Genomic DNA, 22,364 nt, shown 5'->3' with positions numbered 1-22,364 from the left:
AATATGAAATCCATTCGCCTCGAGAAGGACAGCGACAACATCGTCCACCTGATCATGGATAACCCCAATGCCTCGGCAAATGTAATGGACAGGGATTTCACCGATTCCCTACAGGCCGTGGTGGAACAACTACAGCAGCAGGATTACGCTGGCATTATTGTACGCTCGGCCAAAAAAACATTTTTTGCCGGCGGCGATCTCAAATCACTTTACGCAGCCGAAAAAGATCAAGCTGAAGCATTTTTTGCCGCCTGTGAATCCCTGAAAGCCAAACTCCGCTGGCTGGAGACCCAGGGTAAACCAGTAGTGGCAGCGATCAACGGCACCGCACTGGGTGGTGGCTGGGAAATTGCCCTTAGCTGTCATCAGCGTATCGCCTTGGATGACAAGACACTTAAAATCGGCCTGCCCGAAGTCACACTGGGACTACTGCCCGGCGGAGGTGGTTGTGTTCGTATGCCTCGCCTGCTGGGTATCCAGAACGCCTTGCCTTTCCTGCTTGAAGGCAAGCAGGTAGGTGTAAAACAGGCTCTGGAGGCGGGCCTGATTCACCAAACCGCCAATGATACAGACGACCTGCTCAAGAAAGCACGAGATTTTATCCGGGACAACAACAGTACCCAGGTTTTACAACCCTGGGACCAACCCAATTACCGCATGCCTGGTGGGGATGCCAAAAATCCCAAAAACGCCCAACTACTGATGATCGCCCCGGCCATGCTGGAGAAGAAAACCCATGGATGCCTGCCCGCCCCTGAAGCGATACTGGCAACCGTAGTGGAAGGTGCACAGGTAGATTTCGAAACGGCCACACGTATCGAGTCCCGTCACTTTGTCGAGCTGACCTGTGGCCAGGTGGCGAAGAATATGATCGGCACCTTCTGGTTTGCCCTCAATGATCTCAAAGCCGGTGCCTCTCTGCCCCAGGCGGCACGCAATCAGGAAACCCAACCGATACGCAGGATCGGTATCTTGGGCGCGGGTATGATGGGCTCGGCGATCGCCTATGCCTGTGCCAGTAAAGGTGTCGAGGTTGTCTTAAAAGATGTCTCTATGGAGGCGGCACTGAACGGTAAAGGTTATGCGGAAAAGTCCCTGCACAAACGCCTGCAGCGGGGTCGCACCGATGAAGGGCGTATGCAGGCAATCCTGTCCCGAATCCAACCTACTGATAATGCGGCTGAATTAGCTGGCTGTGAGCTGGTAATTGAAGCTGTATTTGAGGATCGGGAGTTAAAAGCCAGAGTCACCAGTGAGGCCGAGAGACAGTTGAGCGACAACGCTATCTTTGCCTCCAATACCTCCACCCTGCCAATCACCGGCCTGGCTAACGCCTCATCGCGGCCAAAAAACTTTATTGGAATGCACTTTTTCTCCCCCGCCGACAAAATGCCACTAGTGGAAATCATTTGCGGAGAGGAAACCAGTGAGGAAACCCTGGCCCAGGCATTCGCTTTTGTTTTGCAAATTGGCAAGACACCGATCGTCGTCAATGACAGCCGTGGATTCTTTACTTCACGGGTGTTCGGCTGCTTCACCAACGAGGGCATCGGCATGCTCAGTGAAGGGGTCAATCCCGCCACTATCGAAAATGCTGCCTCCCTGGCCGGTTTCCCGGTGGGCCCCCTGGCAGTCAGTGACGAAGTGTCCCTGACTTTGATGGGGAGAATTCGCCAGCAGACTATTAACGATCTGCAAAGGGAGGGAAAAACTGTTCCTAGCCACCCAGCCGATGCTGCGATAGATCATATGTTGGAGCTGGGGCGGGCAGGTAAGGCCGCCGGAGGAGGGTTTTATTCCTATCCGGAAGCTGGCAAAAAGCGCTTGTGGTCAGGTCTACAAGAGGAGTTCCCCCCAACTGAGCAACTATCTTTGCGGGATGTCAAAGAACGTCTGTTATTTATCATGGCTATAGAGACCCTGCGCTGCTATGAGGAGAAGGTCCTACGCAGTGTGCGTGATGCGAATATCGGCTCTATTTTTGGCATCGGTTTTCCGCCGTGGACCGGTGGTGCCCTGCAATACATCAATCAATACGGCGTTGCAAAATTTGCCCAGCGCGCCCAGCAACTTGCCGAAGCCTATGGGGATAGATTTGCTCCCCCGACTGTATTGATAACCCTGGCAGAGTCGCAGAAAAACCTGGAAGACAAAGAGTAAATTTCTGATTAAGCACTCATTTGTCCCCCAATCCCGCAGCACCAAAAGTGCCGCGGGATTCTCATTTCAGCAACTATATTCTTTTCATACAAAACCCATAAAACCAAGGTTATTTTGATACCGTTATAAGCACATACTATTATCCAAAGTTCCAGATAATAATGAATAATGATGGAGTAACAGATGATACCTAGAACCGTTTACAACGAGGAGCATGAGCAGTTTCGTGATACTGTACGAAAGTTCCTCGAAAATGAAGCTGTCCCCTATCATAGCCAGTGGGAGAAAGATGGGCAGGTTGATCGCGCCCTGTGGAATAAAGCTGGGGAAATGGGCTTCCTCTGCCCACAGATTCCAGAGACTTATGGCGGCCTGGAGCTGGACTATGGCTACAATTCCATTATCGACGAGGAAATTGCCCGTGCCGGTCTGTCCGGCATTGGTTGGGGGCTCCATTCCAACATAGCTGTACCCTATATCATCAAATACGGCACAGAAGAACAGAAGCAGAAGCTCCTGCCCAAATGTATCAGTGGTGAAATCGTTACCGCAATTGCCATGACCGAACCCGGAGCCGGCTCAGACCTTCAAGGAGTAAGAACCACGGCCATCAAGCAGGGAGATCACTACCTACTCAACGGCTCTAAAACTTTTATTACCAATGGCCAGCACGCCGATCTAGTGATAGTTGTTGCCAAAACCGACCCCGGAGAAGGCGCTTCTGGGGTAAGCCTGTTACTGGTGGATGCCAACTCTCCAGGGTTTAAAAAGGGCAATAATCTGGAAAAAATCGGCATGAAAGCCCAGGATACTTCCGAGCTATTCTTCGACGATGTCAAGGTTCCAGTGGAAAGCCTGCTGGGAGCAGAGGGCCAGGGATTTATTTATTTGATGCAGGAATTGCCTCAAGAACGCCTTAGTGTTGCCATCTTTGCCATGGCCAACGCCGAAGCTGCCTTGCAATGGACCCTGGATTATGTACGAGAGCGCAAAGCTTTTGGAAAACCGATCTCCGCTTTCCAGAATACCCAGTTCAAATTGGCTGAACTCGATAGTGAACTCACAGCTCTGAGAGTTTTTGTGGATCGTTGTCTGGAATTGCACTATGAGAAAAAGCTTGATGTCGCTACAGCAGCCAAAGCAAAGCTGCTAAGCACCGATTTTCAATGCAAATTGCTTGATGAGTGTGTCCAGTTACACGGTGGCTTTGGCTATATGTGGGAATATCCAATCGCCCGCGCCTGGGCCGATGCACGTGTCCAGCGTATCTATGCCGGCACCAATGAAATTATGAAGCTGATTATTTCCCGCGAACTATTGCGGGAAGTCTGATTCCTGATCTCTGGCAAGCAAACTGCTTGCCAGTAAACTTCTACTGTGCAATACACATGATTTGCTCATAGCATTTGCTGGATATGGATCTCAATAAGCCAGCTCTATTGCGCTATCGTATTATAATTAAACTAGACCAATAATTTTATGGACGATCATAAAAACCCTCTTCAAGGGCTTAAAATCCTGGATTTCACGACCCTTTTGCCAGGTCCCTACGCAACTATGTTACTGGCCGACATGGGTGCAGAAGTTCTGCGAATTGAATCCCCAACACGCCCTGATATGTTGCGCGGTCTACCCCCGATAATTGATACTGAAAATCCGGTATCCGCTGCACACGCTACAATTAATCGCAATAAAAAATCCTTGGCATTGGACCTAAAAACCCCTGAAGCAAAGGAAATCATTCGCCGCCTCCTCAGAGAATACGACATTGTTATCGAGCAATTCCGTCCCGGCGTAATGGAAAAACTGGGGTTCGGATACGAATCGCTCCGTGCAATCCGCGCGGATATTATCTACTGCTCGATCACCGGCTATGGGCAGAGCGGCCCCCTCAAGCAGCGGGCCGGCCACGATATCAACTACTTGGCCCGCTCAGGCCTGGCCAGCTATTCCGGCCGAAGCAAAACTGGCCCCAGCCTCAGTGGTATGCAGGTAGCCGATATTGCAGGAGGCTCCCATCACGCAGTTATGGCAATCCTTGCCGCAGTATATAAGCGTATGCAAAACAATTCCGGTGTACATATCGACATCAGTATGACTGATTGTGCCTTCGCTCTGAATGCCATAAATGGAGCAAATGCTCTGGTTGAAAATTGTGACCCTCAGTTGGAAATGGAATTGCTCAATGGTGGCAGTTTTTATGATTACTATCGCACAGCGGATAATCGCTACCTGGCTGTAGGCAGCCTGGAACCACAGTTCGCAAAAGCATTTTTCGCGGGGATAGGTCATCCAGAGTGGATAAACCGTGTACTGGAAGCAGACCAGCAGGAACAATTAAAGCGGGATATCAGCGATATAGTAGCCCAACGCAACCTTAGGCAATGGACAGATATTTTTGACGGTAATGATGCCTGTGTAGAACCTGTACTCAATTTCAGCGAGGCCGCCGAAAGCACATTAATACAAGAACGCAAAATGCTTTGCCTGGCAAGCACATCTAACGGATATACCATCAGGCAAATAAATACCCCGTTTTGTTTTGATGGAGAAAAAAACCAGCGATATATTGCAGGATCCCCCCTGGGTGAACACAACCAGGCTATTTTACAGGCTATCGGCTACGAACCAGACGAGATTGATACGATTTCTTCTCAAGGAATAACTACCTGAAGTAATTCTCTCATACTGTCCAGGCTGGCAACATACCTCGGATTCAGCTTTCCCAGAAAACCCTGACTCACTGGTAAACCTATACTTTAAAATCCAAACTAAGGCATGCTAGCTTAACTTGATAATAGAGGAAAACAAAAAACCCTAGAGAATAGCCTAAAATAAGCTATAGAGACACTTACAGGTCTGCAGTCTAATAAGAGCAATCCTTTCCAACCGAAAAACTATCGAATTGGCCAGCACAGTTACCAACTTTCGAATTCTATTTATTACTTGACCTGAAATGAACTTCCCAACAACTATCATACCCAGATATTTAACTTTTATAAAAAATCCCTTTTTGAAAATTAAATACTGCTCACAAATTAGTATTTCGCAGTTCTAGATACCTAGGCGTCACCAGATTGCTTAAATCTTATAAATGCCATTATCTCTGTGATGTAAATTGACATGCATTAACTTGAGTGATTCACCCTATCATAAACTTCCTCAAATAGGACCAGAACACAAACATTATTATATTTAATCTTGCCAGCAGCCTTTAAACACGATTCTATACTGAGAAAATATCCTCAGAGCAAGATCCTTAAGACAACCCAGAATAGTTTGACATAGTGGCAAAGTGATATTACAAACGGAGGATAAGGATGAAAACGCTTCCGCTCAACCAGCAAAATTAACCTAGAATTTCAGTTTAATTGGCAGGAAGCTATAATCAGATTAACTGTTTCAAGCAGAGCTTACCCCACCCAACAGAAGGCGAGGCAAAACTGCAGGATGATTCTCCTCTCAGTAAATATGTCACCACCATTGATTTGGGCAAGACTGCAGAATTGAAAGTATCACATTTCGAATTTGAACTATTAAACTGCCAACTAAATGGCTAACAAAGGGAGGAGTGCCAGTGAAAACTCTTCGGCTGATTCTTGGAGATCAGCTCAATTACAAGCATTCTTGGTATCGTAACGACGACCCGGACATTTACTACTTCATTGCCGAGATGCGACAAGAAACGGATTACGTTGTTCACCATATCCAAAAAGTAATCGCCTTCTTTGAAGCCATGCGTGAATTTTCAGAATGGTTAACTTCACGTAAAAAACACGTCATATACTACCAACTACAAGATAAGAAAAACCAGCAAGACCTTTCAAAAAATATTAAACACCTGATAGAAAAATACGGATTTATAAAATTTGAATATCAGTTGCCTGATGAATATCGGCTGGACCAGCAACTGAATAATTTATGTGCTGACTTGAAAATAGACTTTGAGGCCTATGATACTGAACACTTTCTTACCAAAAGAAACGAATTGGCAGAGTTCTTCAACGGTAAAAAGAACCTTTTAATGGAAAGCTTCTACCGTAATATGCGAAGGAAGCACAAGATATTGATAAATGGTAATAAGACCCCAGAGGGAGGCAAATGGAATTACGACCAAAGTAATCGAAGGAAATGGAAAAACAATTTCGAAATTCCGCATCAATGTCAATTCCGAAGATCAGTAACTGCAACCTTTAACCGCATCGTAAAATCCGGCATTAAAACCCTGGGTGATGTTGATCCAAAACATTTTCCTTGGCCAAGTAATCGCAAGGACAGCTTGAAAATGCTTCGCCACTTCTGTAAATACCTGCTACCGCATTTTGGGGACTATCAGGATGCTATGGACCCAAATGAAGCTTATCTTTTCCATAGCCGCTTAAGTTTTTCCCTCAACAGCAAGATACTTAGTCCTTTAGAAGTCATAGAGACAGCGATTGACCAGTGGAAATTAAACAAAAAAACGATTCACATCAGTCAGGTTGAAGGATTTATTCGCCAAATCCTCGGTTGGCGCGAGTATATGCGTGGTATCTACTGGAGAGAAATGCCTAATTACAGCAAGCAGAATAAATTGCAGAACTTTAATTCGCTTCCTCCTTTCTATTGGAATGCAGACACGGATATGAACTGCCTACACCAAACCATCAAAAATAGCCTGCAGCATGCCTATGCGCACCATATCCAGCGCCTGATGATTACTGGCAACTTCGCGCTATTGACACAGACAAACCCGGATCAAGTGGAAGCTTGGTACCTTGGTATTTATATAGATGCCATACAGTGGGTGGAAATGCCCAATACTAGAGGAATGAGCCAGTATGCCGATGGTGGCCTGGTTGCGACAAAACCATATATTAGTAGTGGGGCCTACATTAACAAAATGAGTAACTACTGCGGGGATTGTCGATATAAGGTTAAAGAGCGAACTGGAGAGGATGCATGTCCCTTCAATAGCCTTTACTGGAATTTCCTCGCAGAAAAAAAGGCACATTTCAAAGGAAACCCACGGATGGGAATGATATACAGCTTATTGGATAAAATGAGTCGAGATGAGCTAAAAGCACTTAAGAAAAAAGCAAATCAGTTTATTCATAACCTAAGGCATGAATAGAGTTAAATACCCAGTTATACAAAGTGAACAACTGGGTATTTAACAATATTACTATTTAAACATCAGTTCCGGGTTAACCATCGTCTTCATTTCCAGAACATTGCCGTTTGGATCTTCAATGAAGAAAGTTTCCTGCTCATACTCACTACCAACAAAGCGGCGGTAAGGTTTATCCAAGTATTCGAGCCCAGCATTTTCTATACGGGCTTTAAGGGCCTGGAACTCATCCTCCGGCAGGTGAATACCAAAATGGGGGACAGCAACTTCCCCCATATCTACTTTGTGACGTACATTAGGCAGCTTTTCTTCACTTTGATGTAAGGTCAGTTCATTGCCCCAGAAGTCGATATCCACCCAGCGACCTTCCTCACTATTACCGGTTTTACAGCCAAGTACATCGCAGTAAAAAGTTTTCGCAGTCGTCAAGTCCCCTGCAGGGATAGCAAGATGTAGACAATTAGATTTCATAAAACCTCCAGTCTTTGCCTGCTCCTAAGGGAAACCGAAAAATTGATAGACTGGCACTAACTAGTCATTAGTACTCCAATCCTCAATCCCCCTGAAAGCAGCAACATTGTCGGTGCCGCCCAAACTACCCAAAGGATACAAATAAGATCAAATGATCCCGTTAATTATTTAAATGAAAGTGGCCGCTTTATTCTGTGGCGACCTTTTGCCAGGGGTATCCCATAACCAGGAGTCATAAAGCCATTTTAATCTTAACTACAGATCCTGGAGCTAAACAGTATACAAACGTATATCATCGTATCCTATCTAAAGATGGAATATCCTCCTAGACGGACAACATACTTTAACACAGATATTTCAATCGATAATATTGAGAGCGGGGTTATAACTAGGCTAGAAGTCAACTTGTCGCTGCAACGGAACTGTATGCAGTCCGGGAACCCCCTTTAGAGATTTGCCATCGTGATCTCGTCATATTAAGGACAGGCTCAGATCCAGTTCTGGCTTACTTGAGTTGCCTCTATACGATATCCAGACTGCTTAATTATTGAACATATTCCTCGACACCTCAGCCACAAATCCTTATAGTGCGGACCGCCGCAGTACACCTCCAATTTTGGCGAAGCTGGTTTACCAGTGCCCACTTGCAAGTTCCAGGGATACGCTCTTGATCACCACCGCAAATATCACCATGCAGTTTGGTGCCCAGCCACTGTTTGAAAACATCTCCGCAAAGTTTGGTAATGGAAACCGATACGGTCTTATCGGGGCTAATGGATGTGGAAAATCGACCTTTATGAAGATTCTGAGTGGTGCCCTGGCCCCCTCAGCCGGCAATGTGTCTATTGCTCCAGGGTGCACCGTGGGTACTTTGAGCCAGGACCAGTTTGCATTTGAAGAGTACACCGTGGTCGATGCAGTAATTATGGGCGATGTTCGCCTGTGGGAAATAAAGCAGGAGCGTGACCGCATATACTCTCTGCCGGAAATGAGCGAAGAAGACGGTATGCGTGTAGCCGAGCTGGAAGTCCAATTTGCTGAGTTGGACGGCTATAGCGCAGAGAGCCGCGCTGGCGAAATCCTGCTGGAGGCCGGCATCGACGAGTCCCTGCACTTTGGCCTTATGAATCAGGTAGCTCCCGGTTGGAAGCTGCGTGTATTACTCGCCCAGGCACTATTTGCTGATCCAGATATATTGCTACTGGATGAACCGACTAACAACCTTGATATCCACACGATCAAATGGCTGGCAGATGTACTCAATCAGCGCAAAAGCACCATGATCATCATTTCCCACGATCGCCATTTCCTGAATTCAGTCTGCACACATATGGCGGATATTGATTATGGTGAATTGCGAGTTTTTCCGGGTAACTATGAGGACTTTGTTGCAGCCTCAACATTGATACAGGAACAACTGCATGCGGAGAATGCCAAAAAGAGTGCCGAGCTGGATGAACTGCAAAGCTTTGTAAACCGCTTTTCCGCCAATGCCTCCAAAGCCAAGCAGGCCAGTTCCCGCGCCAAGAAGATGGAAAAGATCAAGTTAGAGGAAATTAAACCCTCCAGCCGGGTTAGCCCTTATATCATTTTCAACCAATCTAAAAAGTTGCACCGCCAGGCGCTGACTATGGAAGGGGTATCTCATGGTTTTGAGGGGGAGATGCTTTTTAAAGGCGGTGAAATGCTGCTGGAGGCAGGTACACGCCTGGCAGTTATCGGTGAGAACGGCGTTGGTAAAACTACCTTCTTGCGCTGTCTGGTCAATGAGGTCCAGGCCAACAATGGTGACATCAAGTGGTCGGAAAATGCCGCTATCGGTTACTGTCCACAAGATAGCAGTGCTGATTTCGACAGTGATCTGACGATATTTGAGTGGATGTCTCTGTGGCGCACCCCCAAACACGATGACCTGGCAGTACGGGGCATTCTGGGCCGACTGTTATTTACTGCAGATGATGCCAACAAGAAAGCAAAGGTATGCTCCGGTGGCGAAAAAAATCGCCTTCTGTTCGGCAAGCTGATGATGATGGACACCAATGTGCTGATCATGGACGAACCGACCAACCATTTGGATATGGAAGCTATTGAAGCTTTGAACAAGGCTCTGGAAAAATACGAGGGCACATTGATTTTCGTCAGCCACGACCGCCAATTTGTCTCGTCCCTGGCGACCAGGGTTGTTGAAATCAAGGATCAGACGCTGATCGACTTCCAGGGCACCTATGAAGAGTATCTGGCGCACCAGTCAGGTGCAGAGCAACAGGTAGCCTGACTTTTAATAAGAGATTGAAGCAGCCAGGTTGGGGCAGTATCAATTCTTGCCCCAACCACACTACTTTCCAGGTGGGAATCACATCGCAAAGCACCTTCTCCTACGATAAATGCGTTCAGTTCAAAACAACACCTACAACAAAGTCTGCTACTGGTACTCAAAGAGCTTTGCCCCACCCCGGCCAAATCAAAATCTACTGAAAACCTGCCGAAGGCTCTCTCTAGATCTATTTCCTAGCAAATGCGATAAATACCAAACAAAGCATTAATTTTTACCCAAGTTAAGAGTTTATTTACTTTTTCCTGCCGAATAAGCCCCCAGGCATCATTAAAAAACACTGGAAAACAGGTCACAAATTCTGGTACATTCCGCGCCTATTTTTTAACCAACTGCCGACCCCAATGTCGACCGCCAGTGCGGATTCCGCCTGTCGCCGTAACAGAGGTAATAGAATGAAACCAACCAAGCCCCTGCTACTAATGGCCACTGGCCTGCTGTCTGTAGCTGCCCAAGCAGAGATGACCTGGAGCGACTACAGCCTCAGCCTGCTGTATGGCCGCGACTACAAGGTAAATTACAGCCTCTCCACGGATGATTCCGAGCGCTCCGTGGTTACTTTTGAGCACGCCAGTGGCCACAGCTGGGGTGACCTGTTTATTTTTGCCGATTATCTGGACTCAGAAGATGGTTCCAAAGAGCTTTATGCTGAAATTTCACCGCGGTTGAGTCTTGGGAAACTCTCCAATAGCGAGCTGGCTTGGGGGCCAGTGACTGATGTTTTAGTAGCTACCACTGTTGAACTGGGCAATATGGATGACCCAGATGGCTTGACCGCTACAGGCCCGCACTTCACCAATATTCTGACAGGCCTTGGCTTCGATCTCGCGGTACCGGGTTTCTCTTTTGTTCAGGTCAATGCCTACCGCCGCGACAACGACGATAAAGCCAGCAACGAGCAGCTGACTCTGGTCTGGGCCATGCCGTTTACCCTGGGTGATGCCAGCTTTGTGTACGACGGTTTTATCGATTGGACCAGTGCTTCTGCAGATGCACACCCGAGTATGAACTTCACCTCCCAGCTCAAGTGGGATGTGGGCGCTAACTGGGGCGACCCCAAGGCACTGTATGCCGGTATCGAATATGTCCACTGGGATGACAAATTTGGAATCAGAGATGGCTCCTTTGCAGTTAATTCCAATGAGCGCAACGTAAACCTGCTAGTAAAGTACCACTTCTGATATGAAACCCTCTGATATCCAAACATCAGCGACCCCAGGGTCCGGCATCCCACAGGCAGGCGGCAATGCCTCCCTTCTGGAAAAGCTGTTCAAGCTGTCTGAACGTCAGACGAATGTCCGCCGGGAAGTGATTGCCGGTGTGACCACATTCCTGACCATGGCTTACATCATTTTCGTAAACCCCAATATCCTGGCTGCAGCCGGTATGGATAAGGGCGCTGTATTTATGGCGACCTGTCTTGCGGCGGCGATAGGCTGTCTGATTATGGGGCTATACGCCAACTACCCTATTGCCCTGGCACCGGGCATGGGCCTTAACGCCTTCTTTGCCTATGTGGTCGTTGGCGAGATGGGATATAGCTGGCAGGTGGCACTGGGTGCGGTGTTTATATCAGGAGTGATATTCCTGCTTCTCAGCATCTTCAAGCTGCGGGAGTGGATTATCGACAGTATTCCACTCTCCCTCAGGCAATCATTGGCGGCCGGTATTGGCCTTTTCCTGGCAATAATTGCCCTGAAAAGCGCGGGTATCGTTGTGGCCAGCCCGGCCACCCTGGTAACCCTAGGGGATCTCAAATCTATTGAGGCCATGCTCGCTGCCCTGGGCTTCTTTATTATTGTGGCTCTCTCCTACCGCCGTATGCTCGGTTCTGTGATGATCGGTATTCTCGCCGTGACCATCATTGCCCTGGCAATCGGCAAGGTAGAGTACACCGGCCTGATTTCCGCTCCCCCCAGCATGGCTCCCACTTACCTTGAGTTGGACATTGCTGGCGCCTTCGAAGTGGGTATGATCAGCGTGATCTTCGCCTTTCTGTTCGTAGATCTATTTGATACCGCTGGCACCCTGCTCAGTGTCTCCGACCGAGCCAAGCTACTGGACAAGAACGGCAAACTGCCGGGTATGGGCAAAGCCCTGATGGCTGATAGCTCCGCTTCTGTAGTAGGTTCTGTGTTGGGCTCCTCCACCACCACCTGTTATGTGGAGAGTACCGCAGGCATTACCGCCGGAGGACGCACTGGCCTGACCGCAGTGGTCTGCGCTGGCCTGTTCCTGCTGGCAACCTTCTTCTCGCCACTGATCGGGATGATTCCCGCTTATGCGACTGCAGGCGCCCTGCTTTATGTTGGTGTGCTGATGACTTCTGGCCTGTCCTCCATTGATTGGGATGACATCACCGAAGCCGCCCCCGCAGTGATTGCAGCAGTGATGATGCCGCTGTCTTTCTCTATCGCCCATGGTATTGCACTGGGCTTTATTGCCTACGCGGTCATCAAAACATTGAGCGGACGCAGTAAAGACGTCAGTATCAGTGTCTACGTGTTAGCGGCACTCTTTGTTGCCAAGTTCGCATTTTTCTGAGGGGTACATAGATGAAAAAGCACTTTATCAGCGCACAGCAACTCCTGACGGATTCTTACGCGCTTGCGGAACAAATCTACCGGAGCGGCTTTCGCCCCAATTACATTGTCGGTGTTTGGCGTGGCGGGGCTCCAGTCGGTATCGCAGTACAGGAACTGCTGCACGTGATGGGTGTGGATGCGGACCATATCGCTATTCGGACTTCGTCCTACCTCGGCATTGGCGAGCGTGACAAGAATGTACGTGTACACGGCCTGAATTACCTGATCAAACGTCTTGAATCCCATGACTCCCTGCTGATTGTGGATGATGTGCACGACTCCGGCCTGAGTATTCAGCAAACGGTCTTGGACCTGCGTGCGGCCTGTAAAAAGAACACGCCAGAAATTCGAATCGCTACGCCTTACTACAAGCCGAAGAACAACAAGGCCAAACGCGAGCCGGATTACTTTATCCACAAAACTGAAGAGTGGCTGGTATTTCCCCATGAGATCGACGGCCTCTCGCGGGAAGAAATCCTGGAGAATAAGCCAGAACTGGCACCCTATGTTGACAGGATTGCCACTGCCGTTTAATCGTGGCTTGTACTGGGGGCCTGTCCCCCAGTTCTTCTTCCATTCCCCCTGACATCTTCACTACTCTCCCAACCTCCCCATATAGCCCACTGGTGGTAATAAAATTAAGCCCCAGCACTTACATACTTCAAACCTTTCTTAATAGCCTCCGCTTATGAAACTAAAGTTAGTTTCCTACAATTTATTAAATAGAAAAATTGGTCCAGAATTAATTTAATGGAGCCAAATGTCGGAAAATAAAAATGAACGACAAACTCGCAGGGCTTACTCAGGTCCAGCTCGATTCCCACTGGATGCCCTATACCGGCAACCGCCAATTTAAACGGGACCCCCGCATCCTCACGGCCGCCGAAGGCTGTTACTACACCAGTGCCGACGGCCGTCCAATCTTTGATGGCCTCTCAGGGCTTTGGACCTGTGGAGCTGGTCACAGTCGACCAGAGATTACCGAGGCCATTGGGCGCCAGCTGAAAACACTTGACTACGCACCTGCTTTTCAGTTTGGCCACCCGGGATCCTTCGAATTGGCCGAGCGAATCACACAGTTTATGCCGACAGGTCTCAACCGTATTTTTTTCACAAATTCCGGCTCTGAAACAGCCGAGACCGCACTGAAAATTGCCCGTGCCTATTGGCGCAAAAGAGGCTTAGCAGCAAAAACCAAACTTATCGGCCGTATAAAGGGCTACCATGGCGTAAATTTTGCCGGAATCAGTGTTGGTGGCATAGGCGCTAATCGTGCAATGTTTGGACCAACACTAGATGCAGACCACCTGTCACATACACTTTTACCAGAAAACCGCTTTTGCCATGGACAGCCTCAGCAGGGGGCATATCTGGCCGATGAATTACTCGAATTAATTGCCCTGCACGATGCCAGCAATATCGCAGCAGTGATCGTTGAGCCCATGGCCGGCTCCGCCGGCGTACTACCGCCTCCAGAAGGCTACCTGCAACGTCTTCGCGATATCTGCAGTGAGCATCAAATACTGTTGATATTTGATGAGGTGATCACAGCCTTTGGAAGAATGGGCACTGCCACTGGGGCAGAGTTCTTTGGTGTGGTTCCAGACATCCTAAATACCGCTAAGCAACTGACCAATGGTGTTTTTCCCATGGGCGCAGTCGCTGTGCGCCAAAGCATCTACGACACTTTTATGGAGCAAGGGGGCCCGGCCTACCAACTAGAACTCCCCCATGGCTATACCTATTCAGCCCACCCGGTAGCCTGTGCCGCAGCACTGGCCACCTTGAATATTTTGGAGCAGGAAAACTTATTCAAACGCGCCGCTGAGCTAACTTATGTACTGGAGGAGTACATACACCAGCTTAAGGATCTGCCTTTGGTCAATGATATCCGCAACTGTGGACTGGCTGCAGGTCTGACCATTGACTCCGCTCCAGGGGAACCCCTACGACACCCATTCCAAGTCGCTATGAAAATGTGGGACAAGGGTTTCTACGTTCGCTATAGCAGCGACACCCTCCAGTTGGGAGTGCCCTTCATTTCAAGTAGCGAAGAAGTCGACGGCTTGGTCAACGCCCTCGCCGAATCTATTCTCGAAGTAGCCAATGGCAAATAGCTCTAACTCAGATTCCACACACTTGCGACCAACAGCTCACCGCACCAGACCAGCACCTCAACGCACAAGCCTGCTCACTGGAATCGTGCCAATTAATCCCCTGTACAATTGACTCCTACGCACCTCAGAAGAATTGATGGACCGACCGATGAATGAATGCTAGAACGAGGTGGAATGCTTATTACCGGCAAAATAAAAGCAATAACAAAGAAATATGTGAGAATGCAATGATCAAAGCCAGCAAACAGGCAACACTAAAACTTGTCGTCACTCTGCTATGCACAGCCATACTGGTAGCCTGTGGCCAGGGGTCCAGTACGCTACAACCACAGAGCGATGTCACTAACACAACGCTGGTAAGAACCGATACATCGGGGCTATCGGAAGCATATGCCAAATTACGCAAACAACAAGTAGCCCAAGTCGACTATCACCTGAGTGTCAACCTGGACAGCACTGGTGAGAGCTTTTTTGGAACCGTACGCGCCGATATCAAATTTACAAAAAACCTGCAGCAACCCCTCACTATCGATTTTGCCGGTGGCACGGTCGAATCAGTAAAAGTTGATAGCCAGGAAACACCCTTTGAATACAACGGCCACTTTATCAGTATTCCTGCATTGCACCTGCCGGATCAGCAGCATTCTATTACGGTGAACTATCAGCACCCGTACTCTAATGATGGATCTGGACTGCACCGTTTCGAAGACCCGAAAGATGGCAAAGTCTATATGTATACCGACTTTGAGCCCTATGATGCCAACCGTCTTTTCCCCCACTTCGACCAACCAAACCTGAAGGCCCGTTACACCCTCGATGTTACGGCTCCCAAGAATTGGATAGTGATCAGCGCAGAACGGGAAAACCGTATTGAGGAAAAGGGAGAGCTGAACCATTGGTTTTTCCCGCAAACTCAAAAATTTTCTTCCTATGTATTCTCTCTTCACGCAGGTCCCTATCATATCTGGGAGGACGATGCCGGAGGTATTCCACTGCGACTCATGGCTCGCCAGAGCCTGGCAGAGTATGTTAAAACCGAAGACTGGTTTACTTTTACCAAACAATCCTTTGAGTTCTTCCAACCCTATTTTGAAATAGATTACCCCTTCAAAAAATATGATCAGATCCTGGTACCTGATTTCAATGCCGGAGCCATGGAAAACGTTGGATCGGTCACCTTTAATGACGCTTACATCTCACGTGGAGAAAAAACCCAGGCACAACGTATGCGCCTGGCTAATGTTATTGCGCACGAACTGGCTCACCAATGGTTTGGCGATCTGGTAACCATGAACTGGTGGGATGACCTCTGGCTCAATGAGAGTTTCGCCACCTATATGGCCAACCTGTCACTGGCTGAAAACAGTGAATTTACCAACGCCTGGGAGAACTTTTACCTGGGTACCAAGCAGTGGGCTTATCAATCCGATCAACGCCCTACTACCCACGCCATCCAATTGCCGGTGAAGAATACCGATGAAGCTTTTGCCAATTTCGATGGTATTACCTACGGTAAAGGTGGCTCAGTACTCAAGCAATTACCCTATTACCTGGGAAAAGAGGAATTCCGTAAAGGTGTCAGTAATTACCTGAAGGAACTCTCCTACCAGAATTCAACACTTGATGATTTTATGGGGCACCTCGGTAAAGCTTCCGGTATGAACCTGGATACCTGGCAACAGCAATGGCTCTACCAAGCAGGCCTCAATACCATCGAAGCCAGTTTCCAGTGTAAAAATGATCAGGTTAGTGATCTGACCCTCAAGCAGAGCGCCCCCGAAGAGTACCCAACACTACGCGAACAACGCACACAGCTGGGCTTCTACCGGATGGACGGTGAAAGTATGAAACGCTTTGCCACTTTGCCAGTTCTGTACAGTGGCGCAACCACAAAGGTCGCAGATGCAGAGGGGCTGCCCTGCCCACAAATTCTCTACCCCAATGAGGGAGATTGGGCATTTGCCAAAGTGAACCTGGATACGGTAACTGTGCAGAATATGGCTCAGCATATAAATGCTATTGAGCAGCCCTTTGCCCGTCTGATGTTGTGGCAGAGCCTGTTTGACAGTACTTATGATGCAAAACTGCCTTTGGACGAATACATCAGCTTTATCATCAACAACGGTGCGGCAGAACAGGATATCAATGCTATCAGACTGAATGCGCGCTATCTCAGTTTTGCTTACCGCTACCTGAATCAAATTTCTATTGATCAAAAGCGCCGCAGCGAACTACAACTGGCTATTGAAGATTTTGTTTGGAAACAGCTTCAACAGGCATCCAGCGGTAGTGACCAGCAGAAAACCTGGTTTGGTATTTTCACCAGCGTGGCTCATTCCACAGAAGCTCTCAACAACGCTAAGCAGATGTTGAGAGGTGAACTTGCTGTAAACGGCCTGACACTGGATCCCGATATGCGCTGGCAATTGATTAGCCTGCAAAATCGCTATCTCTTTTCTGACTATGAACAGGCTATTAGCAGAGAACTGGAAAAAGATAATTCTGACAGGTCAAAACTTAACGCTTTAGCGGCTGAAGCTATTAGACCCCTGCCAGAAATTAAGGAAAAATGGTTAGACAACTTGATACTGGATAGGAAAAAATTCAAGTTGAGCGAACTTCGCAGAGTTACTTCATCACTATTCACCTCTGAACAAATTGAACTTTTTAATACCAATAGCAATCGGATAATCTCTGCCTTGGAGCAGATCAATAATGAAGGCTCTTCAGAGTTGATCAGTACCTACGCATACATGTTTCCCCTTATGTGTTCGGAGGAAGGTGTTCAGAAAATTAGTGATACACTGGATCAGAAACGGCAGCTCAAGCCTATGTTGGTCAAAGCATTGAAGAACCATCGCTATACTAGCGAGCGCTGTATCAAGATTGGACAGACTCTGCTAAAGCAACAGCAGGGTTAATCTTTACATGCAAAATACAGCATCAGGACCTTTACTCTATCTATTAGCAATATTCCAGATCACGAAAATCTCTAAGGGCCCTTAGGTCCTTTTCTTAATGATTGTCGCTGTAAATTATCAGATACACTTAAATTGAAATAAATCCATTATTTAATACAGGCATTTATCAGAAAAATATACCCAAAAATAAATATCACCTTTCCTTCCCTTCAGCTTTCGAATTTTACGGAGGCCCCACCCATAAAAATTTAATCTAAAATAGCAGACTGAAAAACCATCATCCAGCTTCACTCTCGAGCAAATATCCATACGCGCCCCTTTTCATAATGGGGATAGCACAATTCCAAATATGCTAGAAATTCATTAAAATTCATTCATATCAACAAACCAACTATGCCAATATTCAACCAGTAAAATTAAAGGCATTATGAAATGAAGATTGTAGTACAAAAAGATGATTTATCTGATGGCTCTATAAGTGCACTACTGGAGTCCCACCTGAAGGAAATGTACCAACACTCTCCTCCAGAAAGCGTTCATGCCCTAAAACCTAATAGCCTGAAGGATTCAACAATCACTTTCTGGGCTGCTCGAATCAATGGCGTTATCGCGGGCTGCGGGGCTCTCAAAGAGATCTCAACATCTCTGGGTGAGATCAAATCCATGAAAACAAACCAACTATTTTTGCGCAAAGGCGTTGCCAGGGCAATTCTAGAAGAGATTCTACAAGAAGCAAAGCTAAGGAATTATAATGAAGTTAAGCTGGAAACTGGCAGCAGTGAACCTTTTACTCCCGCAGTTGCACTTTATCGGCAATATGGTTTTAAACCTTGCAGCTCTTTTTCAAACTACAAAGAAGACCCTCACAGTTTGTTTTTTACAAAAACAATCTAGTTAAATAAAAAACCATAACAGTTTAAGAGAGCCTTCAAAAAATGGAAATATCCAGAAGAAATTTTCTAAAACTTTCCGGAATGGCACCACTTTTAATTAGTGGAACCTCTAGCGCGGCTAAAACTGCGCGAGAAAGTCCAGACTTATGTTTATCAAGCTTGCCTGACCTCGCAACTCCCATTCAGGAAATATATCCTGCTGTCTTTTCTGATGAAATTTATATTAGCGGGGGATTTATTCCCTCTCCCAAGCCAATATTTTTTGGTCTATCTCCTTCGAGTCATAGCTATATTTTTTCACCGAAAACATTAACCTGGAGAAATGGCCCCGCACTCCCAGAAGCCAGACACCATCTTGGTATGGCAGCAAATTCCCATTACCTGTACGGACTTGGTGGCTTCCACGGAGAAAAAGGCAATGCCTGGCAAGCCAGGGCTACAGTTTACAGGCTTTCTAGAAATGTCAGTGAGTGGAAGCCGGCACCTCCGCTTCCAACCCCTGTAGCCGAAAGCATATATGCCAGTATTTCCGACGACATTCATGTTATTGGTGGAAAATCCCCCAATAATCATTCCAAAAATATTGATACAAAAAAACATTATATTTTAATAGGCAACAACGATTGGGAAACAGCAGCCCCGGCCACTATCAACCGGAACTCAGCCGCTGGAACAGTACTGAATGACAGGATATATGTCATTGGTGGTCGCCAGATCGGCAACAATACAAGGAAAGCCAGAAACCTCTCTTTTGCCGAAGTTTATGACCCCAGCCTGGATAAGTGGGAAAAGATACGGCCAATGCCACAAGCACTTGCCGGACTCACCGCGACGCCACTCAATGGAAAAATCATCGTTACTGGAGGCGAGGCTTTCGGTCCAAATGGAAACTGGAGGACAGGAAGTGTATCCAGTGCCATTTGGAGTTATAACCCCATCAGTGATCTCTGGAGGAGGGAAGCTAAGCTTATTAAGACACGACATGGTCACGGTGCCGTGACTATCGGTGATATTCTCTATATTATTGGTGGCGCCGCTAAAGTTGGCCCTCAGGATACACTCTCCTCCATGATCCAATTAAGCTGGAACTATTAATTTTTTTCAATCCTAGAAGTAAAACTATGCTAATCAGAAGAAATTACCCCTTCCTGCCTGTAGCGAAAGGTCCAATGTCTCATGCCGTCATTCATGAAAATTGTCTTTACATATCAGGATTAGTAGCTATGGGCACGGACGCTCAGACGGAAGATATAACAAAACAAATCCACGAAGTGCTTTCTCAATTAGAGAAAGTGCTCTCTTACGAGGGGCGCACCAAGTCCGACTTGATTAAAATTACAATATTTATAAAAGACGTAGACAAGCTTAGTATTATTCGCGAGGAGTTATTTGCCTTTTACGACAACGAATATCCGGCCTGCTCACTTGTGGAAGTTTCTAGTCTCGTACACGAGGACCTTAAAATAGAAATTGAAGCAACAGCGGCGATGGCATAATTTGCTACTACTGGGAGTTTGGGAGATATCAGTTAGCATTCAAATAGTATTGATTGCGCTCAATACCTAAATATCCAATATACCTATCCCTAATCTCCCGCACATAATTTACCGGCTCCCGACCACGCACATAGCCAAAACGGCTTTTCCGGTAGTATTCAGGTTGCGACAATAGCAACATAGCCTCTTCGACATGGCCAAACCATTGATCTGGATCCAGTTCCAGATTCTGGGCTAGGTTTCTGGCATCCCGTACATGGCCGTGCCCCGCATTGTAAGCAGCCAGGGTGAAATATATTTTTTGTTCCAGAGGCAGTTTCTGTGGAAAGCGCTGGTCCAACCAGTCGAGATAGGAAACTCCCGCACGAATTGCATTGTCAGGTTCATAGAGATTACTAATACCCAGTTGGCTTGCCGTTCGCGGTAATACCTGCATCAGTCCTTGAGCTCCGGCAAAAGAGCGTGCCTTTGGATTAAACTGGCTTTCCTGATACATTTGCGCTACCACCATGCGCCAATCCCGGTCGCTATTCCGCGTATGTTTTTGGACTAAAGGATCGAAGGGTGATAACACATCTGTATTGCGCAGGCGCTGCCCCTGATGCCGAAGAATACGCTTCCTTTCTTTAAAGTACTTGTTATAAGTGACATTAAAAAAGAGGTCACGATTGTGTTTTTTCAAAAACCTATTCAATTGTTCCAATAATCCGGACTGCCCCATGCGCACTGCCCAGGCGATTTCACGATCACCTGGAAGTTCACCCACTACCCTAAAATCATCGCGGTAAGTGCTTTCAATTGCCACCAAGTGGGAGTCGGCAATGGTAAAGGGGAAAGCACCACTGGCTACCGCGTCAATCAAAAACTCAGTGGTAGCTCCCTCAAGGCGCTGGATTTGCAGCGGTACCCGATCCTGCGCATGCTGCTCCTGCAATAATTTCAATAAGCTGTCGTGATAACTGGTTTGTGGGTTTATCGCTACAGTCTGCCCCGCAAGTAGCTCTTCCAAGGGCAGGTTATTATTCTCGGTAGCGGCCTGGGGCTCAGCCACCAGCAGCTCCTTGACGGTCATATAAGGCCTGGAAAATACCAGCCCTTGCTGGCGTCGACTCTCGGTGATTGTGAGGGATGCCGCAATCATATCCCCCATTCCCTTCTGTAGCGCCTCGGCCAAACCCATTTCCGAGTCTGGAACAATCATACTGAGGCGCAACTTGTGATCACTGGCAAATTTTTTCAGTAAGTCGTAATCAAAACCCATCAACTCTCCACGCCAGATAAAGTAAGAGGCGGGGTGATTACGCGTGAGAACTCTGAGGGTTCCACTTTCTAAGATCTGCTGCCAATTTCTCAACGGCTGCTCACGACTTTGACTGGCCAGTACCAGTTCGGCGGTAAAAAACTCATTCAGTTCCCGCCGGAGGGATATAGAGTCACGGCGTACTGCCCAGGCGATTGCCCGTTCAGAATTGAGCCTGGAACTGCTGGCAAGCTGTGGATAGGCTGGTAAAAGCGCACCGGCCAGATTGCTGTCAATAATGGTCGCTGAGTACTTTCCCGCAGCCACCGCAGCGAGTAGCTCCTCATTTTCTACAGGTCCATCCAGGTAGTCAATTTCAAAACTCTGTTCATCTACACTGTGAGTCAAGGTTTCCGCAAAAGCACTGCCACGTCTCACGACAACCTGTAGTGGCCGGCTGGACATTGGCTGAGTTTCCATATCCCGCCGGGTTATCAACAATTCACTGACAAATTGCAGGGGGCGAGTAAAGGAAACCAGGGCTTGTCGCTCTCCGGTGCGGGAAAAGTTGCTGGCAATCACATCACCGCGGCCTTCGGTAAGTGCGGGGATCAGCTGTGCGAAGTTATCCACATATACCCACTGAGGTTGCAACCCTCGGCTGCGAGCGAACTTTTCTGCGAGCTGCCTCCACTCGAACACCGGTAACCCCTCTCGTGGCAGGGAGCTCTCTTGAGGACCTCTCGGCGCAAGCAGACGCAAGGTGCCCCGCTCCCTCAGCGCGGGCAAATCCCCCAGTTCCACATAGTTTTCAAAAACCGGGACTTTGGGCAATTCCGGTTGCTGCTCCGGCGCCGATGGTTCGGGAGCTACAAGAACAATATCGGTACTGTTTCCAGTAGGTACTTGCCGCTTTTCGCAGCCTGAAAGCAGGAGCAGTGAAATCAGTATAAGGAAAACAAAAAACTGTCTACTGTGCACAGTGCACCTTTTTATTTTTTATTGGAAGTGACACCCCTGGTAACAGTTGGCACTTCGC

General features: G+C 47.6%; 15 protein-coding genes. 13 read left to right on the top strand and 2 right to left on the bottom strand.

The genetic code is table 11. From position 1 onward, the window contains the following. The first annotated feature begins 3 nt into the window (after positions 1 to 3). From GL2_RS08505 to GL2_RS08490, 4 genes are all read left to right on the top strand, one after another. The gene (locus GL2_RS08505; protein ID WP_143730249.1) at positions 4 to 2,160 is read left to right on the top strand and encodes a 3-hydroxyacyl-CoA dehydrogenase NAD-binding domain-containing protein; all 2,157 of its coding nucleotides are present in this window, start codon (positions 4 to 6) and stop codon (positions 2,158 to 2,160) included. A gap of 183 nt (positions 2,161 to 2,343) precedes the next feature. After that, positions 2,344 to 3,492, top strand: a complete 1,149-nt coding sequence (locus tag GL2_RS08500) for an acyl-CoA dehydrogenase family protein (protein ID WP_143730248.1) — start codon at positions 2,344 to 2,346, stop codon at positions 3,490 to 3,492. Positions 3,493 to 3,639: 147 nt separating this feature from the next. Further along, entirely contained in the window at positions 3,640 to 4,833 is a 1,194-nt protein-coding gene (locus GL2_RS08495) for a CaiB/BaiF CoA-transferase family protein (protein ID WP_143730247.1), read from the top strand. A gap of 904 nt (positions 4,834 to 5,737) precedes the next feature. After that, positions 5,738 to 7,273, top strand: a complete 1,536-nt coding sequence (locus GL2_RS08490; RefSeq protein ID WP_143730246.1) for a cryptochrome/photolyase family protein — start codon at positions 5,738 to 5,740, stop codon at positions 7,271 to 7,273. Between the two features lie 51 nt (positions 7,274 to 7,324). Here the strand turns inward: GL2_RS08490 and GL2_RS08485 are convergent, their stop codons facing one another. Further along, positions 7,325 to 7,741, bottom strand: coding sequence for a VOC family protein (locus tag GL2_RS08485; protein ID WP_143730245.1), 417 nt, complete (start codon positions 7,739 to 7,741; stop codon positions 7,325 to 7,327). A gap of 667 nt (positions 7,742 to 8,408) precedes the next feature. Here GL2_RS08485 and GL2_RS08480 point away from each other — a divergent pair. From GL2_RS08480 to GL2_RS08440, 9 genes are all read left to right on the top strand, one after another. Then, a complete protein-coding gene (locus GL2_RS08480) occupies positions 8,409 to 10,016 on the top strand; it encodes an ABC-F family ATPase (RefSeq protein WP_143730244.1) in 1,608 nt (535 codons plus the stop codon). Positions 10,017 to 10,468: 452 nt separating this feature from the next. Continuing rightward, positions 10,469 to 11,254: an outer membrane protein OmpK gene (locus GL2_RS08475; protein WP_143730243.1), complete on the top strand. Its 786-nt coding sequence runs from the start codon at positions 10,469 to 10,471 to the stop codon at positions 11,252 to 11,254. 1 nt (position 11,255) lies between these two features. Beyond that, positions 11,256 to 12,617, top strand: a complete 1,362-nt coding sequence (locus GL2_RS08470) for an NCS2 family permease (RefSeq protein ID WP_197736537.1) — start codon at positions 11,256 to 11,258, stop codon at positions 12,615 to 12,617. Between the two features lie 11 nt (positions 12,618 to 12,628). Then, entirely contained in the window at positions 12,629 to 13,192 is a 564-nt protein-coding gene (locus tag GL2_RS08465; protein ID WP_143730242.1) for a phosphoribosyltransferase, read from the top strand. Positions 13,193 to 13,434: 242 nt separating this feature from the next. Beyond that, complete coding sequence (locus GL2_RS08460; protein ID WP_143730241.1) at positions 13,435 to 14,775, top strand: aspartate aminotransferase family protein; 1,341 nt, start codon at positions 13,435 to 13,437, stop codon at positions 14,773 to 14,775. Positions 14,776 to 15,002: 227 nt separating this feature from the next. Further along, positions 15,003 to 17,696 (top strand): aminopeptidase N, encoded by a 2,694-nt coding sequence (gene pepN / locus GL2_RS08455; RefSeq protein WP_172621094.1) that lies wholly within the window; start codon positions 15,003 to 15,005, stop codon positions 17,694 to 17,696. A gap of 432 nt (positions 17,697 to 18,128) precedes the next feature. Continuing rightward, complete coding sequence (locus GL2_RS08450) at positions 18,129 to 18,590, top strand: GNAT family N-acetyltransferase (protein WP_172621093.1); 462 nt, start codon at positions 18,129 to 18,131, stop codon at positions 18,588 to 18,590. Positions 18,591 to 18,631: 41 nt separating this feature from the next. Then, positions 18,632 to 19,684 carry a kelch repeat-containing protein gene (locus GL2_RS08445; protein WP_143730239.1) on the top strand — a complete coding sequence of 351 codons (1,053 nt, stop codon included), beginning with the start codon at positions 18,632 to 18,634 and terminating at the stop codon, positions 19,682 to 19,684. Positions 19,685 to 19,710: 26 nt separating this feature from the next. Further along, positions 19,711 to 20,085: a RidA family protein gene (locus GL2_RS08440; protein ID WP_143730238.1), complete on the top strand. Its 375-nt coding sequence runs from the start codon at positions 19,711 to 19,713 to the stop codon at positions 20,083 to 20,085. Between the two features lie 28 nt (positions 20,086 to 20,113). Here GL2_RS08440 and GL2_RS08435 read toward each other — a convergent pair whose 3' ends face one another. Next, positions 20,114 to 22,306 carry a transporter substrate-binding domain-containing protein gene (locus tag GL2_RS08435; protein ID WP_143730237.1) on the bottom strand — a complete coding sequence of 731 codons (2,193 nt, stop codon included), beginning with the start codon at positions 22,304 to 22,306 and terminating at the stop codon, positions 20,114 to 20,116. Between the last annotated feature and the right edge of the window lie 58 nt (positions 22,307 to 22,364).

Origin of the sequence: Microbulbifer sp. GL-2, from assembly GCF_007183175.1 — a bacterium.
Taxonomy (GTDB): Bacteria; Pseudomonadota; Gammaproteobacteria; order Pseudomonadales; family Cellvibrionaceae; genus Microbulbifer.
Note: the sequence above shows the minus strand (reverse complement) of the source record. Positions and strands in the feature narration are given on the sequence as shown.